This is a genomic window from Govania unica (assembly GCF_027920805.1).
GTDB lineage: Bacteria > Pseudomonadota > Alphaproteobacteria > Sphingomonadales > Govanellaceae > Govanella > Govanella unica.
On sequence record NZ_JANWOI010000001.1, the window covers coordinates 650,088 to 672,093 of the forward strand.

The window sequence follows — 22,006 nt, forward strand, 5'->3', positions numbered from 1 at the left end:
GCTCACCATGGCGATCTTGCGCGCAGTTGCGTTTGTTATTTTAAGCGGGATCGGTCTCACCGCTTGCGCGACGGATCTCGGTCACCAAAGGGCGGTGAAAGACTGCGCTGATTGCCCGGAGATGGTGACGATCCCGGCCGGTAATTTCGTCATGGGCCGCGACGGCGGGGAAGAGGGACGTTATGAAGGTCCGGCGCACGCGGTGACGGTCGCGTCCTTCGCGCTCGGCCGCACCGAAATCACCAATGCACAATTCGCAGCCTTTGTGAAAGCCACCGGCCATCAAACTTTGCCCGGCTGTCAGGTTTATCCAAAACCCACAGACGGCAGCGATCTCAAATATGGCTGGCGCGATCCGGGCTATGGCCGCGCGCCCAAACCGACGGAACCTGTCGCTTGCGTCAGCTGGAAAGACGCCCAAATCTATGTGGCCTGGCTCGCGAAAAAGACCGGGAAAGCTTACCGTCTGCCGACCGAAGCCGAATGGGAATATGCCGCCCGCGCCGGCAGCACAACGGCGTTTCACTGGGGTGACAATGCCGACGAAGGCTGCACCTACGCCAACATGTATGACAAATCGGGTCTCGTGAACGGCTTCAAATGGGCCGCCGCACAATGCGACAGCGGCTTCGCCAAGGTGGCCCCGGTGGCGTCGCTCAAACCAAATGCCTTCGGTCTGTACGACATGCTCGGCAATGTGTGGGAATGGGTATCTGATTGTTACGTGGTGCCCTATGGTAGCACCAGTTCCGCCTCGGTCGAAGTGGAAGGTCCCTGCGACCGTCGCAGTGTGCGCGGTGGCAGTTGGATCACCCGTCCGGACCGCAACAGCGTCACCTTCCGCGGCCGCGATCCAGAAGATACGCGGTTCAGCATGTTCGGCTTCCGCGTCGCTCTCGATCTTGCTAAAAACTAACGTGAACGATTAGGAACAGCACGTGTCATTTCGCCGCAGAGAGTTTTTGAAATCCGGTCTCGCCCTTGGTGCATTTGGCCTGTCCGCCACGGCGTTTCCGCGGGCGCTGTCGGCCAAAACCGCAACGCCCGATGTGCTCGTGATCGGGGCCGGATTATCCGGACTTTACGCCGCGCTTCTTCTTGAGGAAGAGGGCCTGAAGGTGCAGGTGATCGAAGCGAGCAATCGCATCGGCGGCCGTCTCAAAACGCTCGATCATTTGCCGGGCGCGCCGGAGGTTGGCGGTCAGACCGTCGACAGCATGTATGCCCGCGTGCTCGATATGATGACCAAAGTCGGTGTCGATACTGTGCCGCGCGGCAGCGATGGCGAATTTTCCTATTACATTCGCGATCAGTCCTTCGCCAAAAAAGACTGGGCCACATCGCCCGCGAATATTCTTTCGGGCGCCGAGCGCGCGATCACACCGGATCGCATGCTGAGCTGGGCCATGGACCGCGAGAATATTCTTGAAAATATTGCCGACTGGCAGGATCAGGATCTTCTCAAATATGATGACCTGTCCATTCACGCCTTCCTGCAACAAAAAGGCTATTCCGAAGAAGCGCTCCGCTTCATGGACCGCTGGTTCGACGGCGTTGGCATGAACAACATGTCGGCGCTGTTTGCCTGCCGCAAGGACAAGGTGCAGAAGGCCGGGCGCGACGCCTGGTATCGCATCAAAGGCGGCAGCGCCCGCCTGCCCGAAGCCATGGCCAAGGCACTCGCTCACGAAGTTCATTTCAACAAAGTGGTGAAGTCCATCACCACCGATAAAAAGGGTGTCGAAGCCCGCTGCGCCGACGGCTCAGTCTATCGTGCCCAGCATGCCATTGTGTCGATTCCGTTCTCGGTCCTGCGTGACGTCGCCATTTATCCGGCCCTGCCAAAACCGCAGGCGGCGTTTGTGCAGACCATGCCCTATAACCAGACAACGCTGATCAAGATCGGCTTCAATGCGCCATACTGGGAACAGGATGGCCTCGCGCCGGGGCTGTATTCCGATACCTTCATCGAACGCATCGCCGCGACCAAGGGACAGGACGGGCAATTGCATATGCTCGATTGCTGGATCAAAGGCAGCGGCGCATTGGCCATGGATGTTTATTCCACAGCCGAAATCGGTCAACGTGTGCTTGCTGAACTCGCGCGCATCCGTCCGGCGTCTGCGGGTAAAACCGAAGTGCTCGACGTCATGTCCTGGGGCAAGAATCCCTATTCGCGCGGCTCCTATCATTTCCTCGGTGTCGGTCAATTCCGCAAATATGGTGCGGACTGGATCAAGCCCCATGGACGCATGCATTTTATCGGCGAACATACGGCGCAATTATCCATGGGCATGGAAGGCGCCTGCGAATCGGCGGAACGTGAAGCCCTCGCCATCATCGAGAGCAGAGGAGCCTGAGCCATGGCAGACAGCATCAGCCTGACCGTGAACGGCACCAAGCATGAAATTTCGGCCGATCCGCAAATGCCGCTTTTATGGGTGGTGCGCGATCTGTTGCAGATGCCGGGCACGAAATTCGGCTGCGGCGTAGCGCTTTGCGGCGCTTGCAGTCTTTATGTGAATGGCGAACTGGTGCGCTCCTGCGGTCTCGCGTTGAGCGATGCGGCGGATGCCGAGATCACCACCATCGAAGGTCTTTCAAAGGATGGCACACATCCTGTACAATTGGCCTGGATCGAGGAACAGGTTCCGCAATGTGGTTATTGCCAGTCGGGCATGATCATGGCGGCGGCCAAGTTGCTCGAAGAAAATCCGCACCCGACGGACGCGGATATCGACGCCGCCATCACCAATATCTGCCGATGCGGCACCTATCCGCGCATTCGTCAGGGCATCCACAATGCCGCCAAACGTCTGGCGGCTGGCGGACAAAAGAGAAAGGGATAAAACATGGTCTATCACCTTCAGCATGAAATGTTGCCGCAACAGACGGGCGACGAAATCGCACGCGCGCATTATGTTTTGTCGCTCAAGCGGTTTCTGATGCGCAATGTGCGCCCGGCCAATGTCCCGGCCTATGAAAATGAAGGCAAGGATCTGTTCATCGCCAAACATGGCCGCGCTCCGCAAAGCCGCGCCGAAGTTGCCGAAGCGATGATGCTGACGCCGCATTTCCAGATGTGGTCGTCGCTCAACCGGTCCTCGCAGCAGCTGATGTGGCGTACGGTCGGCGAAAGCATCTATCGCGATCTCGACCGCATGGAAGCGGCCAGCGAACGTCTGATCAACGCCGCCGATAAAAAAGGCTCGCTCGATCTCGATCCGACGTTTGATGCCCATGCCCAATATCCGATGCATCACATTCATCTGCAACCCGAAGGCTATCTCGCGGAAGACGACGGCAAAAGCGTAACGTCCGGCGCATTCTATGAAGCCGGTGGCCGCATCTATTCCATGGGTCGCGGCATGGAAGCCGGTGATAGCAAGGCAGGCGCAGTCATCGCCTTCCTCAGGCAGTTGCGTCCGGACTTCAAACCGACCCGCATTCTCGATATGGGCTGCTCGGCTGGTGGTGCCTCAACGTCGTATCCGGAAGCCTTCCCGGACGCCGAAGTTCATGCCATCGATCTCGGCTCCAGCATGTTGCGCTATGCTCACGCCCGCGCCGAATCCATGGGCGCGCCGGTGCATTTCCATCAGATGGATGCGGGAAAAACCCGTTTCCCCGACGGTCATTTCGATCTGATCGTGTCGCACAACATGCTGCATGAAATTTCCGACGCCAAGCGTCAGGAAATGGCACGCGAAACCCTGCGTCTGCTTGCGCCGGGTGGCATTGCGCTGCATCAGGACGTGGATATTCTCAATCGCGGCCGCACCGTTGCCGAAGAAGCCGAACGCGGTTGGGATCTCAATTACAACAACGAACCTTATTGGGAAATGTATGCGGACTGCGACCTGCGGAGCGAACTGATCGCCGCCGGTTTCCCCGAAGATATGGCCCAGGAACGTCGGATTCCGAAAACCGACGGCCCTGGTTTCTGGTACGCCTGGACTGCAGAAAAAGCCTGAGACTAAACAACAAAAGGCCGCTCCAGGGAAACCGGGGCGGCCTTTATTTATTCCGGCCACATCCTGGATCGCCATGCCGCTCACGATGACGGCTATTGTCATTGCGAGCGCCCGCAGGGCGCGCGGCAATCCAGCCTTCACTCCCACCCCATAAACAAAGGCCGCCTCAGTTACCCGAAGCGGCCTTTATCCTGACGTCCGTCTTATTATTTACGTTGGCTGCGATCGACGGTAATCACATCATATTCGGGCACGCGGTTCGCCAGCCGCACGTTCGACAGTTCCGGCCGGTGGGCCATGAAGTCGACCTGCTCGATCAGATAAAGCGATGGCGCGCGGTCGTGAAACTCTTGCGCCAGCTTCTTCAGAATTTCGCTCCGCTCCGGCTCCGGCTTTTCCGATGCGGCTTTCAAAAGCGGCACCATATCCTTGTCGCAATAAAACGGATTGCGCTTCAGACAGGAAAAATTCTCCATGGGTCGGATGGCGTCGTTAAAGGGTGCCGCCGACCAGGACAAGCCAAAGGCGTCGCTGGTCCAGATGTTCGACAGATAGTTGCGCAAAAATGTCGGGAACGGTGTCGCGCGCACGGTGGCCTTGACGCCGACCTGACGCAGATCATAGGCCATGGCCTGAAAGATCTGCGCGTCGGCAGGCAGGGTGTCGATCACCACTTCCATGGTCATCGCAAATCCGTTTGGATATCCGGCCTCGGCCAACAACGCGCGGGCTTTGGCTGGATCATAAGGATACGGATGCACATCGGGATCATAGCCATAAGTCGTGGTCGACGCAGGCTGTCCCGCGGGCTTTGCATAGCCGCGCAACAGAATATCCGCGAGCTGCTGTTTATTGACCGCGTAATTCAGCGCCTGCCGCACGCGCTTGTCTTTAAGCGGCGCGTTCTGTTCCGGCCGTTCGGTGCGGAAGGCGATGGCCATCACCTGCATGGACGGATGAATGACGCTTTTGATGCCGCGCGCGGTCAGCAGATCCATTTCATCAACGCCGCTTTTCGCAAGATCGGCATCGCCTGAAATCAGCGCCTGCACGCGGGAGGCGGTTTCGGCGAGTTCGATGAATTCAAGCTCATCGACCTTGGGTTTGCGCCAGCTATATGCGTTCGCTTTCAGCAGCGCGCGGCGGGTCTGTTCGTTCCATTCGCTGATCGCGAACGATCCGGTGCCTGCGGGCTGGCGGCCAAATTCGTTCGGGCCCAGAGTGGCCCAGGCGCGTGGTGCGACGATCGGCACCGCCGTCATGCGCTTTTCCAGGGTCGAGTCCGGTTCCGTCGTGGTGATGATGATGCTGTGTTCGTTCTCGACTTCGATTTTGGCGAAATTCTTGACCCGGGTGCCGATAACAGTGATGCGGCCTTCGGGAGATTTGAGCCAGCGCAGGGTCGCGGCCACGGCTTCGGCGTTGAACGGCTCGCCATTCGAAAATCGCGTATCCTGACGCAGCGTAAAGCGCCAGCGCAGGGGTTCGAAATGTTCCCATGAGGTGGCGAGCGCCGGGATGATTTCACCCTCGCTGCTCAACCGCGTCAGGCCGTCGAACATGGACATCCACATGTAACTGCTCGGCGTGCCGTCGGCCATATATGGGTTGCCCCAGCTCGGCGGCAACGACGGCACGGCAACGCGAATACGCTCGGCGGCGGCGGGCAGGGTGATCAGAATCCCAAGGGCCACACCCGCGCCAAGACGCGCAATCTTTTTAGGCAGGCGCAGGCGCATCATGACAGCAGGCCTTTATCTTTTATGGCATCGGGATAAAAACAGGCGCTGCGTTGCGTCGCCGTCACATTACGCATGACCGGGCGCGTGGTGGCGCAATCCGGCTGCGACAGCGGGCAGCGGCTCATGAAGGCACAACCCTGTGGCGGCTCGAACGGCGACGGCGGTTCGGCGGCAAGCAGGATCGATCCGCGCCAGCTGCCGGGTTCCGGCTCAGGCGACGCCTGAATGAGCGACAATGTATAAGGATGGCGCGGATTGGCGACGACCTCGCGGGTCGGCCCTTCCTCAACCACTTCGCCCGCATACATGACCACCAGGCGATCGGCGAAATGATACAACAGCGCCAGATCATGGGCGATGATCATCAAGCCGATGCCGCGCTTGGCCAGCACATCCTTGAACAGATTGACGATCTGCGCCTGCACCGACACATCAAGCGCGGACACCGGCTCGTCGGCAATCAACAGTTCAGGCGACAAGGCAAGCGCGCGGGCGATGGCGATGCGCTGACGCTGGCCGCCGGAAAACTGGCTTGGATAGCGCAGCAAGGTTTCCGTCGGCAGACCCACATCGGTCACAAGCTCACGGCAACGCTCTTCGATCTCGGCCCGGCTGCCCATGCGATGGGCCTCAAACGGCTCGGCCAGAATCTGCCCCACCGTCATACGGGGATTGAGGCTGCTATAGGGGTCCTGAAAAATAAGCTGCATCTGTTTCCAGATTTCGCGCCGGGCGGCGAGCCCCATATGGGTGACGTCCTGGCCCTTGAAGCGCACGTTGCCGCTTTGTGGCGGATAAAGCCCCATGACCGCCTTGGCCACGGTCGATTTGCCCGACCCGGATTCGCCTACAAGCCCGACCACTTCGCCCTTGGTGACAGCAAGGCTCACATTCCGCAGCGCATGCAGATCGCGGCCGCCCACTGAAAAGCTCAGCGAGATATTATCAACTTCCAAAAGGGGGCTGCTGCTCGTCATCGGGTGCTTGTCTCTTCAGCCAAAGTTTCCGCACTGCGCCAGCAGGCGACCGCGCGACCGTTCCGCGCCACAAGCGGCGGCAGGGCCCGGCAATCGTCGCCTGCCAAGGGACAACGCGGCAGATAGGAGCAGCCCATGAAACGCTCGGTCGCCTTCGGCGGGTCCCCGGGAATGGGGGAGAATTCATGGGTCGTGCTAAAACGCGGCACGGCGGCGATCAGCGCGCGGGTATAGGGATGCTGCGGATTGGTCAGCACGTCTACGGTGCTGCCCATTTCAACGATGCGGCCGTAATACATGACGGCGACCTTGGTGCAGATCTGCGCCGCCGCGCCAAAGTCATGGGTCACAAGAATAGCCGACCGTTCCGCCGCCATGCGCTGAATAAGCCCCAGCACCTGCATGCGCACGGTGGGGTCAAGCGCCGTGGTCGGCTCGTCAGCGATCAGAAGCGACGGGTTGTTGATGGCGGCAAGGGCGATCACCACGCGCTGACGCTGGCCGCCGGATAACTGATGCGGGTAATGGTCGATACGCTCGGCAGGCGCGGGCAGCGACACATCGGTCAGCGCCTGAATGGCGATCTCGCGGGCTTTGGCGCGGCTGACTTTTTGATGGCGGCATACCGATTCGATCAACAGATCGCCGATCTTGCGCACTGGGTTCAAACTGCTGAACGGGTCCTGAAAGATCATGCCGATATCGCGGCCGCGCAACCGGCGCATGGCCTCGTCGCTGGCCGGAACAAGATCAGACCCGAGAAAATTGATCTGGCCTTCCGGGATCAGGGCGTTCGCCGGCAACAGCTTCATCAGGCTCAGCACCGTGAGCGATTTGCCCGACCCGGACTCGCCCACAAGGCCAAGCACTTCGCCGCGCTTCAGATCGAAACTGACCTGATTGACAACCCGGCGGTCGCCCGCCTTGGTCGGGAAGGCAATCGACAGGTCACGGACATCAAGAATGGTGGACGGCGTGGTCATGATGCTCCGGGCCTCACAGAGTACGCTGGCTGCGGCCGCGCAGCAGGGTGGATACGCCGTCACCGATGAGGTTCGCGGCCACCACCACCAGAACGATAGCAGCAGCTGGCATCAGCATCATCCACGGTGCCTGATAGAGGAACGACCGGCTGTCCGACAGCATATTGCCCCAGGTCGCGCTATCAAGCGGCGCGCCAATGCCAAGGAACGACAGCGCGCTTTCGGCGATCAGCATGTCGGCGAAATGGAACGCAATCGCCGCCAGCAACGACGGCCGCAGCGCCGGCAGCACATGACGGAACAGAATGCGCCATTGCCGCACACCCATGAAGCGGGCGGCGATGACATAGTCTTTTTCCAGGAGCGACAGACTTTCCGCATAAACGATACGGGCGAAAATCGGCCAGGTCAGAAGCCCAAGCACCAAGACCAGCGACATGAAGCCCTGACCGATGATGGCGATCAGACAGATGGCGGCCACAAGGCTCGGGAACGACATGGTAAGATTGACGATCTGCAACACCACCCGGCGCGGCCAGCCCGGCCGGTCGGCCGCAAGCAGCCCAAGCGGAGCCCCGATGGCCAGCGACAGCGCGGTGGCGAGGAGCGCGGACATGAACGACCAGTCAAACCCGGCAGCCACCCGTGACAACAGGTCACGCCCAAGATGATCGGCACCAAGGATATGCGCTTCACTGCCCGGACGGGCAAAGCGGTCATACAGATTGATGCTGTCCGCATCCGGCGCACCGAGCCAGGGCAGCACAACCGGCAAGGCAGCCAGAACCGCGATCACGCCAAGGCCAAGCACCAGCCCGGCGGGCCAGGGAGTGCGCTCCTTCACAGCCGGAGCAGCAACAGCCGGAACAGAGGGAGCGCTCATGCCGATACCCTGATACGCGGGTCAAGGAAGGTGATGGCGACATCCGTCAGCGCATTGACCGCAAAGACAAAAATGGAAATGACGATAGCCAGCGCCTGCACCACGGGGAAATCGAGCGACAGCGTCGAATGAATCAACAGGCGGCCAAGCCCGGGCCAGGCGAATATGGTTTCGATCACCACCACACCGGCGATCAGGAACGAAAACTGCGCACCGATCAGGGCAATGGCGCCTAACAACGCGTTCGGCAACACATGCCGCCACAGAATCACTCGCGGGCTTGCGCCGATGGCGCGGGCGGTGCGCACATAATCGTCATTCATGGCTTCGGCCACGTTGGTGGCGATGATGCGGGTCAGCTTGGGCACCAGGAACGAGCTGAGCGCGATGGTCGGCAGGATCCAGTTGCTCAGCCGCTGATAGCCAAGGGCGGGCAGCCAGCCAAGCTCGATGGCAAAAATCTGCACAAGGACGAGCGCCACCAGAAATCCGGGGATGCCCTGTTTGACAAAGATCACCCAGGAAAAAATCCGCCGCGAGGTGCGGTCGGGCGCAGCGCCCCACCAGGCCCCCATGGGTACCGACACCAGAATGGTGAAGAGCATGGCGAGCAGGGTCATGAGGATCGTCGCCGGCACCGACATCAGCACCACATCGAGCGCGTCCTGTCCGGTGGCAAGCGAGGTGCCGAAATCAAGCCGTGCCACATTCCCGAGATACATCAGGAATTGCGTGAACAACGGCTGGTCGAGCCCATAAAAGGCGCGCACTTCGGCCAGAATCTCGGGCGTTGCATCCTGACCGGCCAGGATCACCGCTGGATCCCCGGTCAGGCGCAACAGAAAGAAAAGCACTGTCAGCAACGCAAGAATCAGGACCGCGAGGTCGAAGATCCGTTTGCCGACAATGCTTCCCGCTTTGGCTAAACTAGATGTACTGGTCTTGGACATGTCTTAATGTATCATTTTAGATACAAATATCCACTGCTATGTTTACCTGAATTTGTCCGAACCTAACGGATCGGCTCAGCCCATCCAATAGCTTGTCCAACGCATCTTATCCTTCAGGTATTTAGCGGCTTCGGGTTTGGTGTTCGGCACATGATCAAGCCACAGATTCGGGTCATGGCGTTCGCGGTACTGGTTGTAGACGTGACTATAGAGGGAGAAATGCACGTCCGGGATGCGATGGTTCTTGCGGTAGCTCGTCATGTCGATGATGGCGCGGCGCTTGGTTTCGTAAGCGTCGGCTTCGGCAAGCACGGTGCCACGCGGGCCGAAAATGGCCGAGCGGCCAACCCAGTCGTTTTTCGGAGCCTGTTCCGCAAAGTAATATTTGCTGCTCTGCTGGAAATCCATGCTGTTGTTGACGATCGTCGTGAAGACGTCGTTATGATAGGAGGTCAGGCGCATGTCATGCCATTCGCAGCCGCCGGTGGCGGTACGCAGGATGAGTTCCGCACCCTTCATGGTCATGGCGCGGAACAGTTCCGGCTCGAACTGGACCGAAGACATGGAAATATTGCCGATATCCGTACGCTCGACCGGGATCACGGCGTCCCAGCCATACATTTCCACATAGCGGTCGAACACATCATAGATGGTGGTGGTGAACTGTTCGACGCCGGGGAACATGGCGCGCATGTTGCGCTGCTTCCAATGGCGGGCGATGATCTTGCCGTTCGGACCCACGAGCACCTGAGTGTTCATGGTGTGGCCCTTCCAGTCGTCATCCAGCATCTGACAACCAAGGGCGATATAGCAGTTATATTCCTTGGCTTTTTTGCCAATGGCTTCGAATTCCGGCCCGTCGGGATGGCGCGAGATGCGGAGATACTGCTGAAGGTCCCAGGGGGCGAAGCCATGGAGCGGGAACTCATGATAGCACAGGAGGTCGCAGCGGCCGCCCGCAGCCTGGGCCTTGTCGATGGTCTCAAGCAGATAATCGAGATTGGCCTTGATGCCGGCTTCGGGATTGTCACCATCGACGCCGCGCACCGGAGTCTGGATCACGCCAATGCTGATGCGATCCGACCGCAAAGGCACGACGGGATAGGTGCCGTCTTCGCTGACCATCTTCGGAATATCTTGTCTGTTCATGGAAAATCCCCGTATTTGCGCCGGTTTGGGTGCCAGCGGTTTCATTGTGAGGGTGGTATGGCCAAAGCATATTGCATTGTTGTCATAATGTTAATATGATTTTTCGCAAGCACAGTCTGGATCGCCGCGCGCGGTCCGTCCAAAGATTTCACCACGGAAGCAACACTCGGGGCACAAAATGCTGATCAATAACTGGTATGTGGCGGCTTATTCTTCGGAAGTCGTGAAGGACAAGCCCCTTGGCGTGAAGATTCTCGGTTGTGATTTTGTGTTGTTTCGAAATGAGAACAACGAAGCCGTCTGTCTGAGCGACGTCTGCTGCCATCGCGGCGCCTCCCTGTCGCGCGGCAAGATCGTCGATGACGGCTGCGCGGTGGCCTGCCCGTTCCATGGCTGGCAGTTTGAAAGCGGCGGCCGCTGTATCAAAATTCCGTCCATGGGCGACGTCAAGGTGCCGAAACGCGCCCGGGTTGACAGCTATCCGACATTTGAACGGTATGACTGGGTCTGGGTGTTCCTCGGCGACCTGCCCGAAGATAAGCGCCCACCGGTTCCTGATCTGCTGCCCGAATATTATCAGACCGACGAATGGCGTTCGACCCATCTCCTGACCGAAGTCCCGGTCAATTGGAGCAAGATGGAGGAAAACTCCCTCGACACCGCCCATCTGACCTTCGTGCATTCGGTGTTCGGCAGCCGCGAAGACGCGACAGCGACCATCGTGCCGATCGAAAAGCGTCCCTATGGCGGTTACGTCTACCGCGAGCGCACGGCCCCGAAAGCATCGCAGAAAAGCGGCGTGCTCGGCCAGTTGCTGTCGCAGGAACGCACCAAGACCACGGTCTCGCTTGAATATTCCGTGGTCGGCATCTGCCATCGTATTCATCCGCAATTCCGTCCCGGCATGGCGCAGATCGCCTTTTCCAGCACGACGCCGGTCGATAATTACACCAGCCGCCTGTTCAGCATTCAGGCCCGCAACTATGCGATCGAGCCCGAGCATGATCAGGAACGTCTGGACGGCCGCAAAAACGCCATCGCCGAAGACCGCGCCGTGGTCTCCCATGTGCGCCCGAAGGTCGGCCCGACGCCGCTCACCGATGAATTCCTGGTCGAAGCCGACGGCATGGAAGTCGCCTTCCGCAAATCGGTGTTCCAGTTGATCGACAAAGGCTGGGAGATCGATACAAAGAAAGTGGCCGAAGACTATGACCGCAAGGTCTATGTGATTCCGTCGCCGGAACGCCGCAAGGATCCGAAGAACTGGGTTCATGAAACGATCCCGACCACGCGGCCGCGTGCCGATGACGATGACTTCACCTTAAGCTGAGGACCGGGATCATGACGCAACCCACGGAAAGCCGGCGCGGTGTGCATGCCGTCATGCCGCTTCAGACCGCGGCGGAGGAAACCCGCTTCGAATTTTCAAAAGCGCTCAAAACAGCGCTCCGCACCGATCTGAAGCCCAAACTGCGGGAACGCTACGACAGCCGCGCCCGCGCCGCCTTCGAACAACGCCACAACCGCGCCCCGGAAACCGGCGCGGATGTGGAAGAGGTCATGGGCGAAGACGCTCTATACCGCTGGTGGAGCGCGCTGCTCCGGGCCCAGCAGGAAAATTACGTCCAGAACACGCTCATGTGCGTCGACCGTCAGCTCGATGATCTGACCGAAAAATGCCAAAGCTTCACCGCGTCGCCAAAGCTCGGCAGCCTCAGGCTCGATCCGTCCCTGCCCATTCCCTATTATCAGGCGGACGTCGATATCCATTGCGTGCCCGGCTCCTATTTCTTCGAACGCCACGCGGGTGACGTCGGGCAGGGCGCACGGTCGGATCTTGGCGCCTTCGTGTTTTCGCTCGGCCGCCACGGCCCCTATAACGAAGACAAGGGCATCTGCGGCATCAATTTCCTGCACGCGAATTTCCCTGATCTGAAGCCCACACGCATTCTCGATCTCGGTTGTACGGTGGGCCAGTCAACCTTGCCCTATGCAACAGCCTTCCCCGGCGCCGAACTTCACGCGATCGATCTCGCCGCACCCTGCCTCCGCTATGGCCACGCCCGCGCCGAAGCGCTCGGCAAAGCCGTGCATTTCTCCCAGCAGAACGCCGAACAGACCGATTTCGCCGATGAAAGTTTCGATGTCATCGTCTCGCATATTATGTTGCATGAAACCTCGGGCACAGCGCTTCAGAACATCCTGCGCGAATGCCGCCGTCTGTTGAAGCCCGGCGGCGTCATGCTCCATATCGAAGTGCCGATCCGGCCGACCGATCCCTTTGACCGCTTCCTCGCCCAGTGGGATTGCCGTCACAACAACGAACCGTTCTGGGGCACGCTCGCGACCCTCGATCTGAAAGCCCTGGCCGTGAAGGCCGGATTTGCCGCCGACCGCGTGTTCGAAACGGCGGGCGAGACGGCCTTTGCCAAAACCGGCGGCTGGCTCGTCTATGGCGCGACCAAGGAAGGGGCCTCCGCATGACCGACACGAAAACAGCCCCGATAGCTCCGCTCGGCGGCCGCAGCGTTTTTCTGCGCGACCCCGACAGCGAACGTCTGCTCGCTATGGTGATGGCGGTGGCGGCGGAAACCGCTGTGCTTCATGACCGTCTCGACCGTCTCGAACGTGTGGCGGCGGAGAAGGAACGCTTCTCGCTCGCCGATCTCGCGGCTTACGAGCCGACGGCGGAGGTGCGCGCCGAACGTGCCGACTGGATGAAGGATTACATCGCGCGTCTCCTGCGCATTTTCCACGAGACGCTAGATGACGACGATGGCGGGGCGCGCTCTGCGGCCTATGGTGATCTGATGGAACGATTGGCGAAAGTCTGACATATGAGTGAGCAAGTGACGGCCCCGGTTCCGTTTGAGACCGGCGATATTTTCATGGCGGCAACGGATCTCGATGACAGCAATATCGATTTCCGCAATCTGAAGGGCAATGGCCGGATTCTGCATTTCGATGCGAATTTCCACCGCAAGGCCGAACTCTGGACCGGCCATGAAGGCCTTACGGTCAATCTCGCCGTCGATCCCTCAAGCGGCATTCTCTACACAGTCGACCCGACCGGCCGCCATGTGGTGCCGTTCGCACCGGACGGCACCCGCCTGCCCGAAATCGACTGGCTGCCGAACCGGCCTTTGAGCGCGATGATGTTTCTCGGCGATGGTCGCGGCTATGTGGGCGTCCACAGTTTCCGTGGCGCGGTGCCCGACGATCAGTTCGGCGCGTCCAAGTTTTTCGCCTTCAACACCGCCGATCAGGCGGTGGAGGCCCTCGATATGGAGGTCGATGGCGGCCATGTGGGCTGGCTCGGCGTCAATTACATCGCGCTCGCGGCTGACGGCAAGACGCTTTATTCGGCGGCTGAGGGCGGTCATCGCATCCTCCGTTATGATCTCGAAACCCGTCAGCATCTCGCGGATTATCTCGTCTATGACACGGAGAATGCCGACCGCACCTTCGGCTTCGGCTTTCTGGCCGATGGCGGTCTCGCGCTCGTGACCGGCAACAGCCTGGTGCTCCGCAATGCCGACGGCACGGAACGGTTGCGCAAGGTTCTTGGCGAAAAGGGCTGGACCCGGGTCATCCTGGCGCGCGACGGCGAGACGCTTTTCGTCATCAACTTCCTCGAAGGCCGCCTGCAGCGCAGAAAAATTGCGGATGGCAGCGTTCTGTTTGAATATGATCTCGGCCTCAAATGTTCCATGTGCGGTCTGGTCGAATATGTTTTGCCCCAAACGTAAGCAGGAGACCCCGATGAAAATGGATTGGAGAGCGGCCCTCGTGGCCCTTCTCGTGGCTGTTGCCCCGGTCATGGCCCCTGTTAACGCGGATGCAGCCGGCAAGGTGCTGCGGCGCGGCACGGCCAGCGAGCCGCCGTCAATCGATCCGCATCTGGCTGCGGGCGATTCGTCTTCAGTGATCATCGACGATCTGTTCGTCGGCCTGATGACCTCGGGCGCGAAGGGCGAGCTTATTTACGGCATCGCGCAAAGCCACGAGCTCAAGCCCGATCGCATGACCTATATTTTCAAGCTGCGTCCCAATCTCAAATGGTCGGACGGCGCAAAACTTGATGCAAGCGATGTGGTCTATTCGTTCCAGCGTCTGATGAATCCTGAAACCGGCGCGCGCTATGCGGGCAATCTCTACATGATCGACAATGCGCCCGACGTGAACAGCGGCAAGAAGCCCGTGAAAGATCTCGGCGTGCGCGCCATCGATCCGCAGACGGTTGAAATCAAGCTTGAACGGCCGACCCCTTATTTCCTTGAAATCCTGCGCTCGAACGCCGCCGTCATGGTGCCGCGTCAGGCTATCGAGGTGAACGGCAAATCCTGGACCCGTGCGGGCAAAATGGTCAGCAACGGGGCCTACCGTCTGGTCGACTGGGTGCCGAACACGGTGATCAAACTCGATCGCAACACGAACTACTGGAAGGCGGCGAATGTCGCCATCGACAGCGTCCAGTATTATCCGACAAGCGATCTCGGTACCATGCTCAAGCGCTATCAGGCCGACGAGCTTGATATCATCTTCAACATTCCACCCGAGCAGTTTGACGCCGTTAAAGCCAAATACGGCCGTGAATTGCAGGTGGTGCCGGATTACGGTCTGTTTTACTGGCTCATGAACACCGACAAGCCGCCGCTGAATGACCCCCGCGTTCGCAAGGCGCTGGCTATTTCCATCGACAAGGAAGCGATCACCAAGCGCCTCTTGAAGGACACGGTTGCCCCCGCCTGGGGCGTGGTGCCGAATGGCTTCCCGGGCTATGTCTCAGCGGTCAAGAATTACGACAAAATCCCCCTGAAGGAGCGCCAGAAAGAAGCCCGCGCACTGCTCGATCAGGCTGGTTACAAAAACAAGACGCTGGTGTTCGACCTCCGCTTCGACAGCCGCGAGGAACCGCGTCAGATCGCCGTCGCCATGGCCTCCATGTGGTCTGCGCTCAATATCAAGCCGAATATGCGGACCAGCGATTTCCGTTCGCTTACGGCCGATGTGGCGCGCAAGGATTTCCAGATGACGCGTTACCAGTGGTTCGCGCCGTTCCAGGATCCGGTGACCTTCGTCAATTTGCTGCGCGGCGATTCGCGGACCAATCATTCGGGTTATGCGAACAAGGCGGTCGATGACCTCCTGCTGCGCTCGGACGAGGAAATCGACCCCGCCAAACGCCTCAAACTGATCTCAGACGCCGAAGCCCTCGCCATGCAGGACAATGCGGTCATCCCGCTCTATTTCCCCGTCGCCCGCCGCCTGATCAAACCCCGCGTCAAAGGCTGGAACATCTTCCCCGGCGGCAAAGCACAGTCGCAATATCTCTCGATCCAGTAATCCCGGATCACGCAAAAAGAAACAGGCGGCCCAAAAAGCCGCCTGTTTTTTTGTAACCTTCTGTCATCACCGCTTCATCTACCCATGTGTCATTGCCGGGCTTGACCCGGCAATCCACCTTGAAGCGGCTCCATGGATTGCCGGGTCAAGCCCGGCAATGACAGGAGATGGAAACCATCATCCTGAGCGCCAGCGACAGGATCCAGTCCTCACTTCCCCTTCATATCCGTCGAGCGGCTGAGGAAGGTGTGATGTTCATAATGGTCGGCGCGGTAATAGGTCTCGATCCGTTCGATCGGGCGATGCTGCTTTTCGAACACCAGCATGCGAATGCGCACAAGCGGCGCGCCCACCTGAATCTGCAACAGATTGGCGAGATTGCTGTCGGCTAGCGACGCACCAATGATCTGATCCGCGCCGAGAATATCATAGCCGAGGCTCTCAAGCAGCGTCGGTGCCGGGCTCGTGTTCAACTGCTCAGGCTTGATTTCAGCGCCGATATCGGTCGGAAAAAACAGCTCCGTATAGCCCACCGGCATGTCGCCCACGACGCGGGTGAAGGACGCCCGCAGCACAGGCGTGCCGGGGTCGACCCGGAGATCCTTGGCCACGGCGGATTCGGCGGGAATTTCAGCGATGGTGACATTTTCAACGATCGATCGCGCGCTCAGCCGCTGCAATTTGCGAATGAGCTGATCCATGTCGCCAACGTTCGGCGCGGCACCGAGATCCTCGACCACAAAGGTGCCGCGGCCTTGAATACGATCGATCAATTTTTCCCGCACCAGCATATCGACGGCATTCCGCAGCGTGATGCGCGACACCTCGAACATGGTGCAGAGTTCGCTTTCGGAGGGCAGCCTTGCGCCTGGCTGATAAACCCCGGATTGAATCCAGTGCCGCAGCACCGAATAGACCTGGGCATAGCGCGGCATATGTAGATCGGGGTTGATCGCGGTACTTGCATCACTTTTCATCAGGCGTTCCAACTCTTGTTTTCGGTGGTTATTGGCCAGCATGATGAACTCCGCAATATGGCCCTTATCGGGTATTTTAGCTTAGGCTATTGTTTGAACATAGGGTTTCTTATACTATATCGCCATCATTATAATGTAAGCATCTTAGTATGAATAAGCGGTGATCCGCCCGGCACTTAAGGAGAGTAAAGATGGATAAATTAGACGCAGTGAAAAGGACCATCGCGACTCCCCCCGGCCCGCGCCCGCAGTTTTTCAGCGATCCGGCGATCGACCAGCTGCTTGATATCACGGTGGCCATGGCCGGGGAGATGGCTGTGCTGTACGAACGTCTCGATAGCCTCGAACGGCTGATCGAAAAAGCTGGCCTCGCCGACCGCGCCACCATCGAAGGCTATCAGCCCGACCCGGCCACGCTGGCCGAGCGTATGAAATGGAACGAAGCCTTCGTCATGCGCGTCTTCAATGCCGCCGCCGCCGGTGCCTCAGGCCGCGCCCCTGGCCAAACGGAATAGGCCGGAGACCTCCCTTTCAAGAAAACCGCGCCGGAGCGATCCGGGGCGGTTTTTTGTTTGCCAGCGCGTTTTATTTGAAAGCGCGTTTTTTGTTTGAAAGCAGGGCAGGGGCCAAAAACCGTCGATTCCCTAATCTGCGGCCGCAGCGGGTGAGGCGGGCCATAATTCCCATTATCTAATTGGAATGTAAAAATAAAGTCTTCCATGGCGCCCGCTGACAGTCATGGCCTGTCACATAAGCCCGTAATCCGGGTGTTTTGTCTACGCATTTGGTGCTACAGTTTCACGTCATCACGGACAGTGCCCGCATCAGAGCGGCGAAGCGTTTGGTTCCATCTGACCGAAGACATGATCACCCACTCTCCGCATGACGGGGGGCTGTTGTGGTTCTGATATGGGCGTTGAAGATGAAAAATCTACCACTAAAGTTCATGAAAAGCATTTGGTAAGGCAGGCGGTGCTCGACCCCTGCCAGTTGCGTAGCGTCTCAGGAAGCAAACAGTCTTATCCGCAGACCGCAACCAAAAGGGAGATTTCCTATGCTTGCCAGATTGACCATGGCTTTGGCCACCGTTTTCCTGTTGAACGGAGGGGCTTCGGCTCAGGACGCAGCAAAACTCACCGATCCGCAGATTTCCCACATCGCCTATAGCGCGGGAGAAATCGATATCAACGCCGCCAAGCAGGCCATGTCACATTCAAAGAACAAAGTCGTCCGGGCCTTTGCCGAGCAAATGATCCGGGACCATATGGCGGTGAATAAAAAGCTGCTGGCTCTCTCAGAGAAACTCCAAATGCCCCTGGAAGAGAACGACACCAGCCTAAGCCTGGCGAAGCAGGCCAAGGACAAATATGCGGACCTCGGCAAGATGCGGGATGGCGATTTCGATCGGGCCTATATGGAAAACGAGGTCGCCTATCATAAAATGGTGAATGGCAGCCTTGCCGACACACTCATTCCGTCCGCCAGCAATGCCGAACTCAAAAGCTTTCTCCAGACCGGCTTGACGCTTTTTCAGGGCCATGAACAACATGCTGAAAAAGTTCTGTCTGAACTGAAATGATCCAGGGTCCGAAGATGTCCTTAAAACCAGCTCTGATGGGGGTGCTGGTTGTTCTGACCGGCTTGATGTCGCTCTCGGCTAAGGCCGAAACGATCGAGATTGTGATGGATAATATTGCCTATGCGCCGACGGAAAGGTCGGCGGCGGTCGGCGACACCATCAAATGGGTCAATAAGGATATTGTCGCTCATACCGCCACGGCGCGGAACGGCGATTGGAACGTCGTGATCGCGCCCGGCAAGACAGCAACTCTGCGTCTGAAAAACCCGGGCGCGGTCGATTACTATTGTCGATTTCATCCCAACATGACGGGCCGTCTCTCCATCGTCCCGAAATGAAGACACGAAAGAAGGATGCAGCAAGCTCAGGTCAGCTTACTGCATCCTTAGGCGTGCCTTGGACTATATGAGCCTGGCGGTCAGATGAATGTCGACGCCGGCAAGCGCCCGCGACACCGGGCAGTTTGTCTTGGCGGCTTCGGCCTGTTCTTGAAACGTCGCCTCCGGCAGACCGGCGGCCGAGGCTTCTGTATCGAGGTCGATGCGGTGAATGGACCATCCGCCGTCCCGTTGTTCGAAATGGACTTTTGCGTGGGTGTGTATGCGCTCGACCTTGTGGCCCGCATTGGCAAGCTGCAAAGCCAGCGCCATGGAGAAACAGCCCGCATGGGCCGCGCCCAGCAGTTCTTCAGGATTGGTGCCCTTGCCGTCGGCCATGCGCGAGCGAAAGTCATAGGGGCCGTCAAATGCCCCGCTCCCAAGCCGCATATGGCCCGAGCCCTCCGCCAGACTGCCGTGCCATTCCGCTTCTGCCGTTCTGATCGCCATCACAGTCTCCTTTGAATTGAACAGGATGAACAGATTTCGAAACCTCCGGCGGAAGCAGAAACGCCTCGCCGGCCTCGGACTCACAAAGTCATGTGCAACATGCATGGAAATACAATCATCAACTGTCCTGCGCGGACCCTGCCATTGTCAAGCGGGTCGGGCCGGACGGCGGCTGGATCAACGGTCAGACACTGCGCGCCAAGGGCGGATTGATCTGACGGGCGGCGATACTGGCCTTTCGGGCACTACCTGGACATGCTTTTGGATAGCTTGACGGTTCTCCCGCGGACGCACAGAACTTTATGTGCACCCGGCCTCGCCGGTGATCAAAGTCCGTTAGAAAATATCGCCTATCACCATCGGGGGAGATCTCATGACCGATCATTATGCCGCAGACATCAAAGCCATCGAAGCCCTGATCGATACCATGTTCCGGTCGATCACCTGGAGCCCGCAAGCGGCACCGGACTGGGACGGTTTCGCCGCCCCCTGTCTGGACGAAGCCCTGTTGATCCCGGCGTCCCGACCGGCCAAGCCAACCACGGTGCAGCCCTTTGTCGCGATGATGCAGAAACAGCGCGATGACGGCAATCTGGTGGATTTCGAGGAACATACCATCGGCCATCATGTGCGCGTTTTCGGCAACACCGCCATCGCCATGAGCAGCTTCGCCACCCGCATCAACAAGGGTGATGAACGGCGCGGCGTGAACGCCTTCATGCTGGTCAAGACCGAAGACCGCTGGCGCATCGCCGCCATGTGTTGGGACAACGAAAGCGCGGACCATGCGCTTCCAGCGGATCTTGCCTGAGCAAGCCATGCCGTCCTGCCGGTCGTGCGCCCTCGCGTACGACCGGGCGCGTACGACCGGGCACGCGAGCGATCCCGAATTTAAGCGGCAGGGACGACAACGCCCGCGGCCGGCGTGTCGTCGCGGCGTCGGAGGAAACGCGGAAGGTAAAGGCCGAGATAGGCGCAGGCCATTTTCTTCGCCTCCTCGACCATGCTGTCCAGCAACATGCCATGCTGGAACAGCGACAATCCGAACATCAGATCGGCCGCTTCGACCGCATGGAAGAATATCCGGCTCCTGTCCGGTATGTCCGGCATGACGAAATGAGTGTCGATATGCTGTTCGATCAGGTGGCTCGTCTCGATATCCGCGCGTCGGCTCGATCGTTTGACGGCGGGCGGCGTCTGCGATGACAGCATCAGTTGCTGCGCCGCCGGGTGGGCCTCGAAATAAGCGGCGGCACGGTCGATCACTTCGCCGACCACCTGTTCCCAGCCGGTCACAGGAGTGATGGGCTGGGCGATCACGGCCTGCAATTCGGTATCGAGTATGGCCACCAGCTCGTTATACAGTTCCAAGATATCGGCGTAGAAATGATAGGCCGAGCTTTTGGGGATGCCAGCGCGCTCCGCGACATCCACCAGCGTGATCTTATCGCTTTCCCGTTCCGCCAGCAACGCGCGCGCGGCAGCGAGCAGGGCATCGCGGCGTTTGCGGCCGCGCGCTTGTGTCGTTGCCGGGCGCCCTTCCGCCTTCATCCGAGATCCTCCATCACCCCGCCGGCCCTTCGGACACGGGAAGCGCCGCTTCCGCAAGATAGGTCGCCGCAAGCTGGCACAGCCGCGCGATCAGCATCGGCCCGAGTTCGCGAGCCGTCTGTGTTTCCGGGCGCGTTTGTATCCAGCCGAGATAGGTGGTGCCGCGCAGGAACAGAAAGAGCGGCAGCAGTGCCTCAGTCTCCGCCGGAAGTGCGCGGACGGATCGGTATCCAGCAAAAAGCGCGCGCTCGATCGCGGGGTAGTAAGGCTCGTCGATATTGAAATAGAGCGCGGTTGCGAGCTCGAACATGTTCCAGCCGAAACCGCAATCGTCGAAATCGATCAGCTTGAGCTGCCCATTTTCGGACAGCAGGTTCTCGGGCACGAAATCCGCGTGGATCAGCCCGTAATTCGCAGCATTCCTCCCGAACGCCGCAAGGTCACGGCGGGCGCAGGCGCTGGCACGGAGCAGCAAATCGCGCTGGTCGGGTGTCAGGGCCTCCAATTCCCAGAAACGACCCCAAAGCGGCTCATCGCCGATCAGGCCATTCTCATCCCAGGCGTGCCGTGTGAAGTTTTCGGGCAGCGCCATCGCCTGTGTGTGGTCATGCACTTTGGCAGCGAGCACTCCGGCATCGAAAAAGAGCCGCTCCGCACTCTCGGGATCAAGCGACAGGCCGTCCTCGGACGATCCCACCGGGCTCCCGGCCATCCAGCCGAGCAGATCGACCTGGCGCGGCTCGGGGATGCCGGGCGCTTCCGCCTTGATAAAGGGCGATCCGCAGGCGGCGCGCACGATCGGCGGCACCGGGATCCCGGCATCGGCCAGCGTCTGCATCCAATGCAGTTCGGAAAGCAGCGCTGCATCGGAATGGTAGCCATGGCGATGAACGCGGACGGCAACTTTCGTTCCGTCCGAGCGTTGGGCGGAAAACACCGCATTCTCGCGATACTTGATCAGTTTCACCTGATCGAACGTGCCGTCCCAGCGGGTCAGCGCGACCTTCGCCAGATTTTCGAGGCGGGCGATCTGTTCTGCGTCGGAGAGGGTATAGAAGTCGGTCATGG

At 59.3% G+C, this 22,006-nt stretch carries 23 protein-coding genes and 1 pseudogene; 14 read left to right on the forward strand and 10 right to left on the reverse strand.

Annotated features, from left to right (window positions below; translation table 11 throughout):
* The first annotated feature begins 7 nt into the window (after positions 1 to 7).
* The 4 genes from NYP16_RS02895 to NYP16_RS02910 are packed head-to-tail and all read left to right on the forward strand — an operon-like array spanning position 8 to position 3,974.
* The gene (locus NYP16_RS02895; protein WP_274942610.1) at positions 8 to 916 is read left to right on the forward strand and encodes a formylglycine-generating enzyme family protein; all 909 of its coding nucleotides are present in this window, start codon (positions 8 to 10) and stop codon (positions 914 to 916) included.
* Positions 917 to 938: 22 nt separating this feature from the next.
* Positions 939 to 2,360, forward strand: a complete 1,422-nt coding sequence (locus tag NYP16_RS02900) for a flavin monoamine oxidase family protein (RefSeq protein ID WP_274942611.1) — start codon at positions 939 to 941, stop codon at positions 2,358 to 2,360.
* A 3-nt stretch (positions 2,361 to 2,363) separates the two neighbouring features.
* Complete coding sequence (locus NYP16_RS02905; protein WP_274942612.1) at positions 2,364 to 2,849, forward strand: (2Fe-2S)-binding protein; 486 nt, start codon at positions 2,364 to 2,366, stop codon at positions 2,847 to 2,849.
* A 3-nt stretch (positions 2,850 to 2,852) separates the two neighbouring features.
* Positions 2,853 to 3,974, forward strand: a complete 1,122-nt coding sequence (locus NYP16_RS02910; RefSeq protein ID WP_274942613.1) for a class I SAM-dependent methyltransferase — start codon at positions 2,853 to 2,855, stop codon at positions 3,972 to 3,974.
* A gap of 206 nt (positions 3,975 to 4,180) precedes the next feature.
* Here the strand turns inward: NYP16_RS02910 and NYP16_RS02915 are convergent, their stop codons facing one another.
* The 6 genes from NYP16_RS02915 to NYP16_RS02940 all read right to left on the reverse strand — a co-directional run bounded on the left by NYP16_RS02915 (position 4,181) and on the right by NYP16_RS02940 (position 10,658).
* Positions 4,181 to 5,716: an ABC transporter substrate-binding protein gene (locus NYP16_RS02915; RefSeq protein ID WP_274942614.1), complete on the reverse strand. Its 1,536-nt coding sequence runs from the start codon at positions 5,714 to 5,716 to the stop codon at positions 4,181 to 4,183.
* Positions 5,713 to 6,693 carry an ABC transporter ATP-binding protein gene (locus tag NYP16_RS02920; protein WP_274942615.1) on the reverse strand — a complete coding sequence of 327 codons (981 nt, stop codon included), beginning with the start codon at positions 6,691 to 6,693 and terminating at the stop codon, positions 5,713 to 5,715. The genes NYP16_RS02915 and NYP16_RS02920 overlap by 4 nt, the downstream gene beginning before the upstream one ends.
* On the reverse strand, positions 6,690 to 7,676 hold the full coding sequence (locus tag NYP16_RS02925; RefSeq protein WP_274942616.1) for an ABC transporter ATP-binding protein: 987 nt from the start codon (positions 7,674 to 7,676) through the stop codon (positions 6,690 to 6,692). The genes NYP16_RS02920 and NYP16_RS02925 overlap by 4 nt, the downstream gene beginning before the upstream one ends.
* A gap of 13 nt (positions 7,677 to 7,689) precedes the next feature.
* Positions 7,690 to 8,559 carry an ABC transporter permease gene (locus tag NYP16_RS02930; protein WP_274942617.1) on the reverse strand — a complete coding sequence of 290 codons (870 nt, stop codon included), beginning with the start codon at positions 8,557 to 8,559 and terminating at the stop codon, positions 7,690 to 7,692.
* Positions 8,556 to 9,509: an ABC transporter permease gene (locus NYP16_RS02935; protein ID WP_274942618.1), complete on the reverse strand. Its 954-nt coding sequence runs from the start codon at positions 9,507 to 9,509 to the stop codon at positions 8,556 to 8,558. The genes NYP16_RS02930 and NYP16_RS02935 overlap by 4 nt, the downstream gene beginning before the upstream one ends.
* Before the next feature lie 75 nt (positions 9,510 to 9,584).
* Positions 9,585 to 10,658 (reverse strand): nitrilase-related carbon-nitrogen hydrolase, encoded by a 1,074-nt coding sequence (locus NYP16_RS02940; RefSeq protein ID WP_274942619.1) that lies wholly within the window; start codon positions 10,656 to 10,658, stop codon positions 9,585 to 9,587.
* A gap of 178 nt (positions 10,659 to 10,836) precedes the next feature.
* On the opposite strand from NYP16_RS02940, the gene NYP16_RS02945 reads away from it, so the two are divergent.
* From NYP16_RS02945 to NYP16_RS02965, 5 genes are read left to right on the forward strand one after another with little or no spacing between them, the layout of a single operon-like run.
* Positions 10,837 to 11,988, forward strand: coding sequence for a Rieske 2Fe-2S domain-containing protein (locus tag NYP16_RS02945; protein WP_274942620.1), 1,152 nt, complete (start codon positions 10,837 to 10,839; stop codon positions 11,986 to 11,988).
* A gap of 11 nt (positions 11,989 to 11,999) precedes the next feature.
* Positions 12,000 to 13,142 (forward strand): class I SAM-dependent methyltransferase, encoded by a 1,143-nt coding sequence (locus NYP16_RS02950; protein ID WP_274942621.1) that lies wholly within the window; start codon positions 12,000 to 12,002, stop codon positions 13,140 to 13,142.
* Positions 13,139 to 13,492, forward strand: coding sequence for a hypothetical protein (locus NYP16_RS02955; RefSeq protein ID WP_274942622.1), 354 nt, complete (start codon positions 13,139 to 13,141; stop codon positions 13,490 to 13,492). The genes NYP16_RS02950 and NYP16_RS02955 overlap by 4 nt, the downstream gene beginning before the upstream one ends.
* 3 nt (positions 13,493 to 13,495) lie before the next feature.
* On the forward strand, positions 13,496 to 14,407 hold the full coding sequence (locus NYP16_RS02960) for a YncE family protein (RefSeq protein WP_274942623.1): 912 nt from the start codon (positions 13,496 to 13,498) through the stop codon (positions 14,405 to 14,407).
* A 13-nt stretch (positions 14,408 to 14,420) separates the two neighbouring features.
* On the forward strand, positions 14,421 to 16,004 hold the full coding sequence (locus NYP16_RS02965) for a peptide ABC transporter substrate-binding protein (RefSeq protein ID WP_274942624.1): 1,584 nt from the start codon (positions 14,421 to 14,423) through the stop codon (positions 16,002 to 16,004).
* A gap of 209 nt (positions 16,005 to 16,213) precedes the next feature.
* On the opposite strand, the gene NYP16_RS02970 is transcribed toward NYP16_RS02965, so the two are convergent.
* Entirely contained in the window at positions 16,214 to 16,981 is a 768-nt protein-coding gene (locus NYP16_RS02970) for a GntR family transcriptional regulator (protein ID WP_274942625.1), read from the reverse strand.
* Positions 16,982 to 17,172: 191 nt separating this feature from the next.
* On the opposite strand from NYP16_RS02970, the gene NYP16_RS02975 reads away from it, so the two are divergent.
* The 3 genes from NYP16_RS02975 (at position 17,173) to NYP16_RS02985 (ending at position 18,898) form a co-directional block, all read left to right on the forward strand.
* Positions 17,173 to 17,496, forward strand: a complete 324-nt coding sequence (locus tag NYP16_RS02975) for a hypothetical protein (RefSeq protein ID WP_274942626.1) — start codon at positions 17,173 to 17,175, stop codon at positions 17,494 to 17,496.
* A gap of 539 nt (positions 17,497 to 18,035) precedes the next feature.
* Positions 18,036 to 18,560: a DUF4142 domain-containing protein gene (locus NYP16_RS02980; protein WP_274942627.1), complete on the forward strand. Its 525-nt coding sequence runs from the start codon at positions 18,036 to 18,038 to the stop codon at positions 18,558 to 18,560.
* A gap of 14 nt (positions 18,561 to 18,574) precedes the next feature.
* The gene (locus NYP16_RS02985) at positions 18,575 to 18,898 is read left to right on the forward strand and encodes a cupredoxin domain-containing protein (protein WP_274942628.1); all 324 of its coding nucleotides are present in this window, start codon (positions 18,575 to 18,577) and stop codon (positions 18,896 to 18,898) included.
* Between the two features lie 63 nt (positions 18,899 to 18,961).
* Here the strand turns inward: NYP16_RS02985 and NYP16_RS02990 are convergent, their stop codons facing one another.
* On the reverse strand, positions 18,962 to 19,387 hold the full coding sequence (locus NYP16_RS02990) for an OsmC family protein (protein ID WP_274942629.1): 426 nt from the start codon (positions 19,385 to 19,387) through the stop codon (positions 18,962 to 18,964).
* A 119-nt stretch (positions 19,388 to 19,506) separates the two neighbouring features.
* On the opposite strand from NYP16_RS02990, the pseudogene NYP16_RS14605 reads away from it, so the two are divergent.
* Both NYP16_RS14605 and NYP16_RS02995 read left to right on the forward strand, forming a co-directional pair.
* Positions 19,507 to 19,605, forward strand: a pseudogene (locus tag NYP16_RS14605) (3-ketoacyl-ACP reductase); the annotation flags it as partial.
* 155 nt (positions 19,606 to 19,760) lie between these two features.
* Complete coding sequence (locus tag NYP16_RS02995) at positions 19,761 to 20,198, forward strand: nuclear transport factor 2 family protein (RefSeq protein WP_274942630.1); 438 nt, start codon at positions 19,761 to 19,763, stop codon at positions 20,196 to 20,198.
* Positions 20,199 to 20,278: 80 nt separating this feature from the next.
* On the opposite strand, the gene NYP16_RS03000 is transcribed toward NYP16_RS02995, so the two are convergent.
* Positions 20,279 to 20,938: a TetR family transcriptional regulator gene (locus NYP16_RS03000; protein WP_274942631.1), complete on the reverse strand. Its 660-nt coding sequence runs from the start codon at positions 20,936 to 20,938 to the stop codon at positions 20,279 to 20,281.
* Positions 20,939 to 20,951: 13 nt separating this feature from the next.
* Positions 20,952 to 22,004: a phosphotransferase enzyme family protein gene (locus NYP16_RS03005; RefSeq protein ID WP_274942632.1), complete on the reverse strand. Its 1,053-nt coding sequence runs from the start codon at positions 22,002 to 22,004 to the stop codon at positions 20,952 to 20,954.
* Between the last annotated feature and the right edge of the window lie 2 nt (positions 22,005 to 22,006).

Coding starts and splice junctions, on each gene's coding strand:
- NYP16_RS02895 (WP_274942610.1), top strand. CDS start 8: ATGGCGATCTTGCGCGCAGTTGCGTTTGTTATTTTAAGCGGGATCGGT.
- NYP16_RS02905 (WP_274942612.1), top strand. CDS start 2,364: ATGGCAGACAGCATCAGCCTGACCGTGAACGGCACCAAGCATGAAATT.
- NYP16_RS02910 (WP_274942613.1), top strand. CDS start 2,853: ATGGTCTATCACCTTCAGCATGAAATGTTGCCGCAACAGACGGGCGAC.
- NYP16_RS02915 (WP_274942614.1), bottom strand. CDS start 5,716: ATGATGCGCCTGCGCCTGCCTAAAAAGATTGCGCGTCTTGGCGCGGGT.
- NYP16_RS02920 (WP_274942615.1), bottom strand. CDS start 6,693: ATGACGAGCAGCAGCCCCCTTTTGGAAGTTGATAATATCTCGCTGAGC.
- NYP16_RS02925 (WP_274942616.1), bottom strand. CDS start 7,676: ATGACCACGCCGTCCACCATTCTTGATGTCCGTGACCTGTCGATTGCC.
- NYP16_RS02930 (WP_274942617.1), bottom strand. CDS start 8,559: ATGAGCGCTCCCTCTGTTCCGGCTGTTGCTGCTCCGGCTGTGAAGGAG.
- NYP16_RS02935 (WP_274942618.1), bottom strand. CDS start 9,509: ATGTCCAAGACCAGTACATCTAGTTTAGCCAAAGCGGGAAGCATTGTC.
- NYP16_RS02940 (WP_274942619.1), bottom strand. CDS start 10,658: ATGAACAGACAAGATATTCCGAAGATGGTCAGCGAAGACGGCACCTAT.
- NYP16_RS02945 (WP_274942620.1), top strand. CDS start 10,837: ATGCTGATCAATAACTGGTATGTGGCGGCTTATTCTTCGGAAGTCGTG.
- NYP16_RS02950 (WP_274942621.1), top strand. CDS start 12,000: ATGACGCAACCCACGGAAAGCCGGCGCGGTGTGCATGCCGTCATGCCG.
- NYP16_RS02955 (WP_274942622.1), top strand. CDS start 13,139: ATGACCGACACGAAAACAGCCCCGATAGCTCCGCTCGGCGGCCGCAGC.
- NYP16_RS02960 (WP_274942623.1), top strand. CDS start 13,496: ATGAGTGAGCAAGTGACGGCCCCGGTTCCGTTTGAGACCGGCGATATT.
- NYP16_RS02965 (WP_274942624.1), top strand. CDS start 14,421: ATGAAAATGGATTGGAGAGCGGCCCTCGTGGCCCTTCTCGTGGCTGTT.
- NYP16_RS02970 (WP_274942625.1), bottom strand. CDS start 16,981: ATGAAAAGTGATGCAAGTACCGCGATCAACCCCGATCTACATATGCCG.
- NYP16_RS02975 (WP_274942626.1), top strand. CDS start 17,173: ATGGATAAATTAGACGCAGTGAAAAGGACCATCGCGACTCCCCCCGGC.
- NYP16_RS02980 (WP_274942627.1), top strand. CDS start 18,036: ATGCTTGCCAGATTGACCATGGCTTTGGCCACCGTTTTCCTGTTGAAC.
- NYP16_RS02985 (WP_274942628.1), top strand. CDS start 18,575: ATGTCCTTAAAACCAGCTCTGATGGGGGTGCTGGTTGTTCTGACCGGC.
- NYP16_RS02990 (WP_274942629.1), bottom strand. CDS start 19,387: ATGGCGATCAGAACGGCAGAAGCGGAATGGCACGGCAGTCTGGCGGAG.
- NYP16_RS02995 (WP_274942630.1), top strand. CDS start 19,761: ATGACCGATCATTATGCCGCAGACATCAAAGCCATCGAAGCCCTGATC.
- NYP16_RS03000 (WP_274942631.1), bottom strand. CDS start 20,938: ATGAAGGCGGAAGGGCGCCCGGCAACGACACAAGCGCGCGGCCGCAAA.
- NYP16_RS03005 (WP_274942632.1), bottom strand. CDS start 22,004: ATGACCGACTTCTATACCCTCTCCGACGCAGAACAGATCGCCCGCCTC.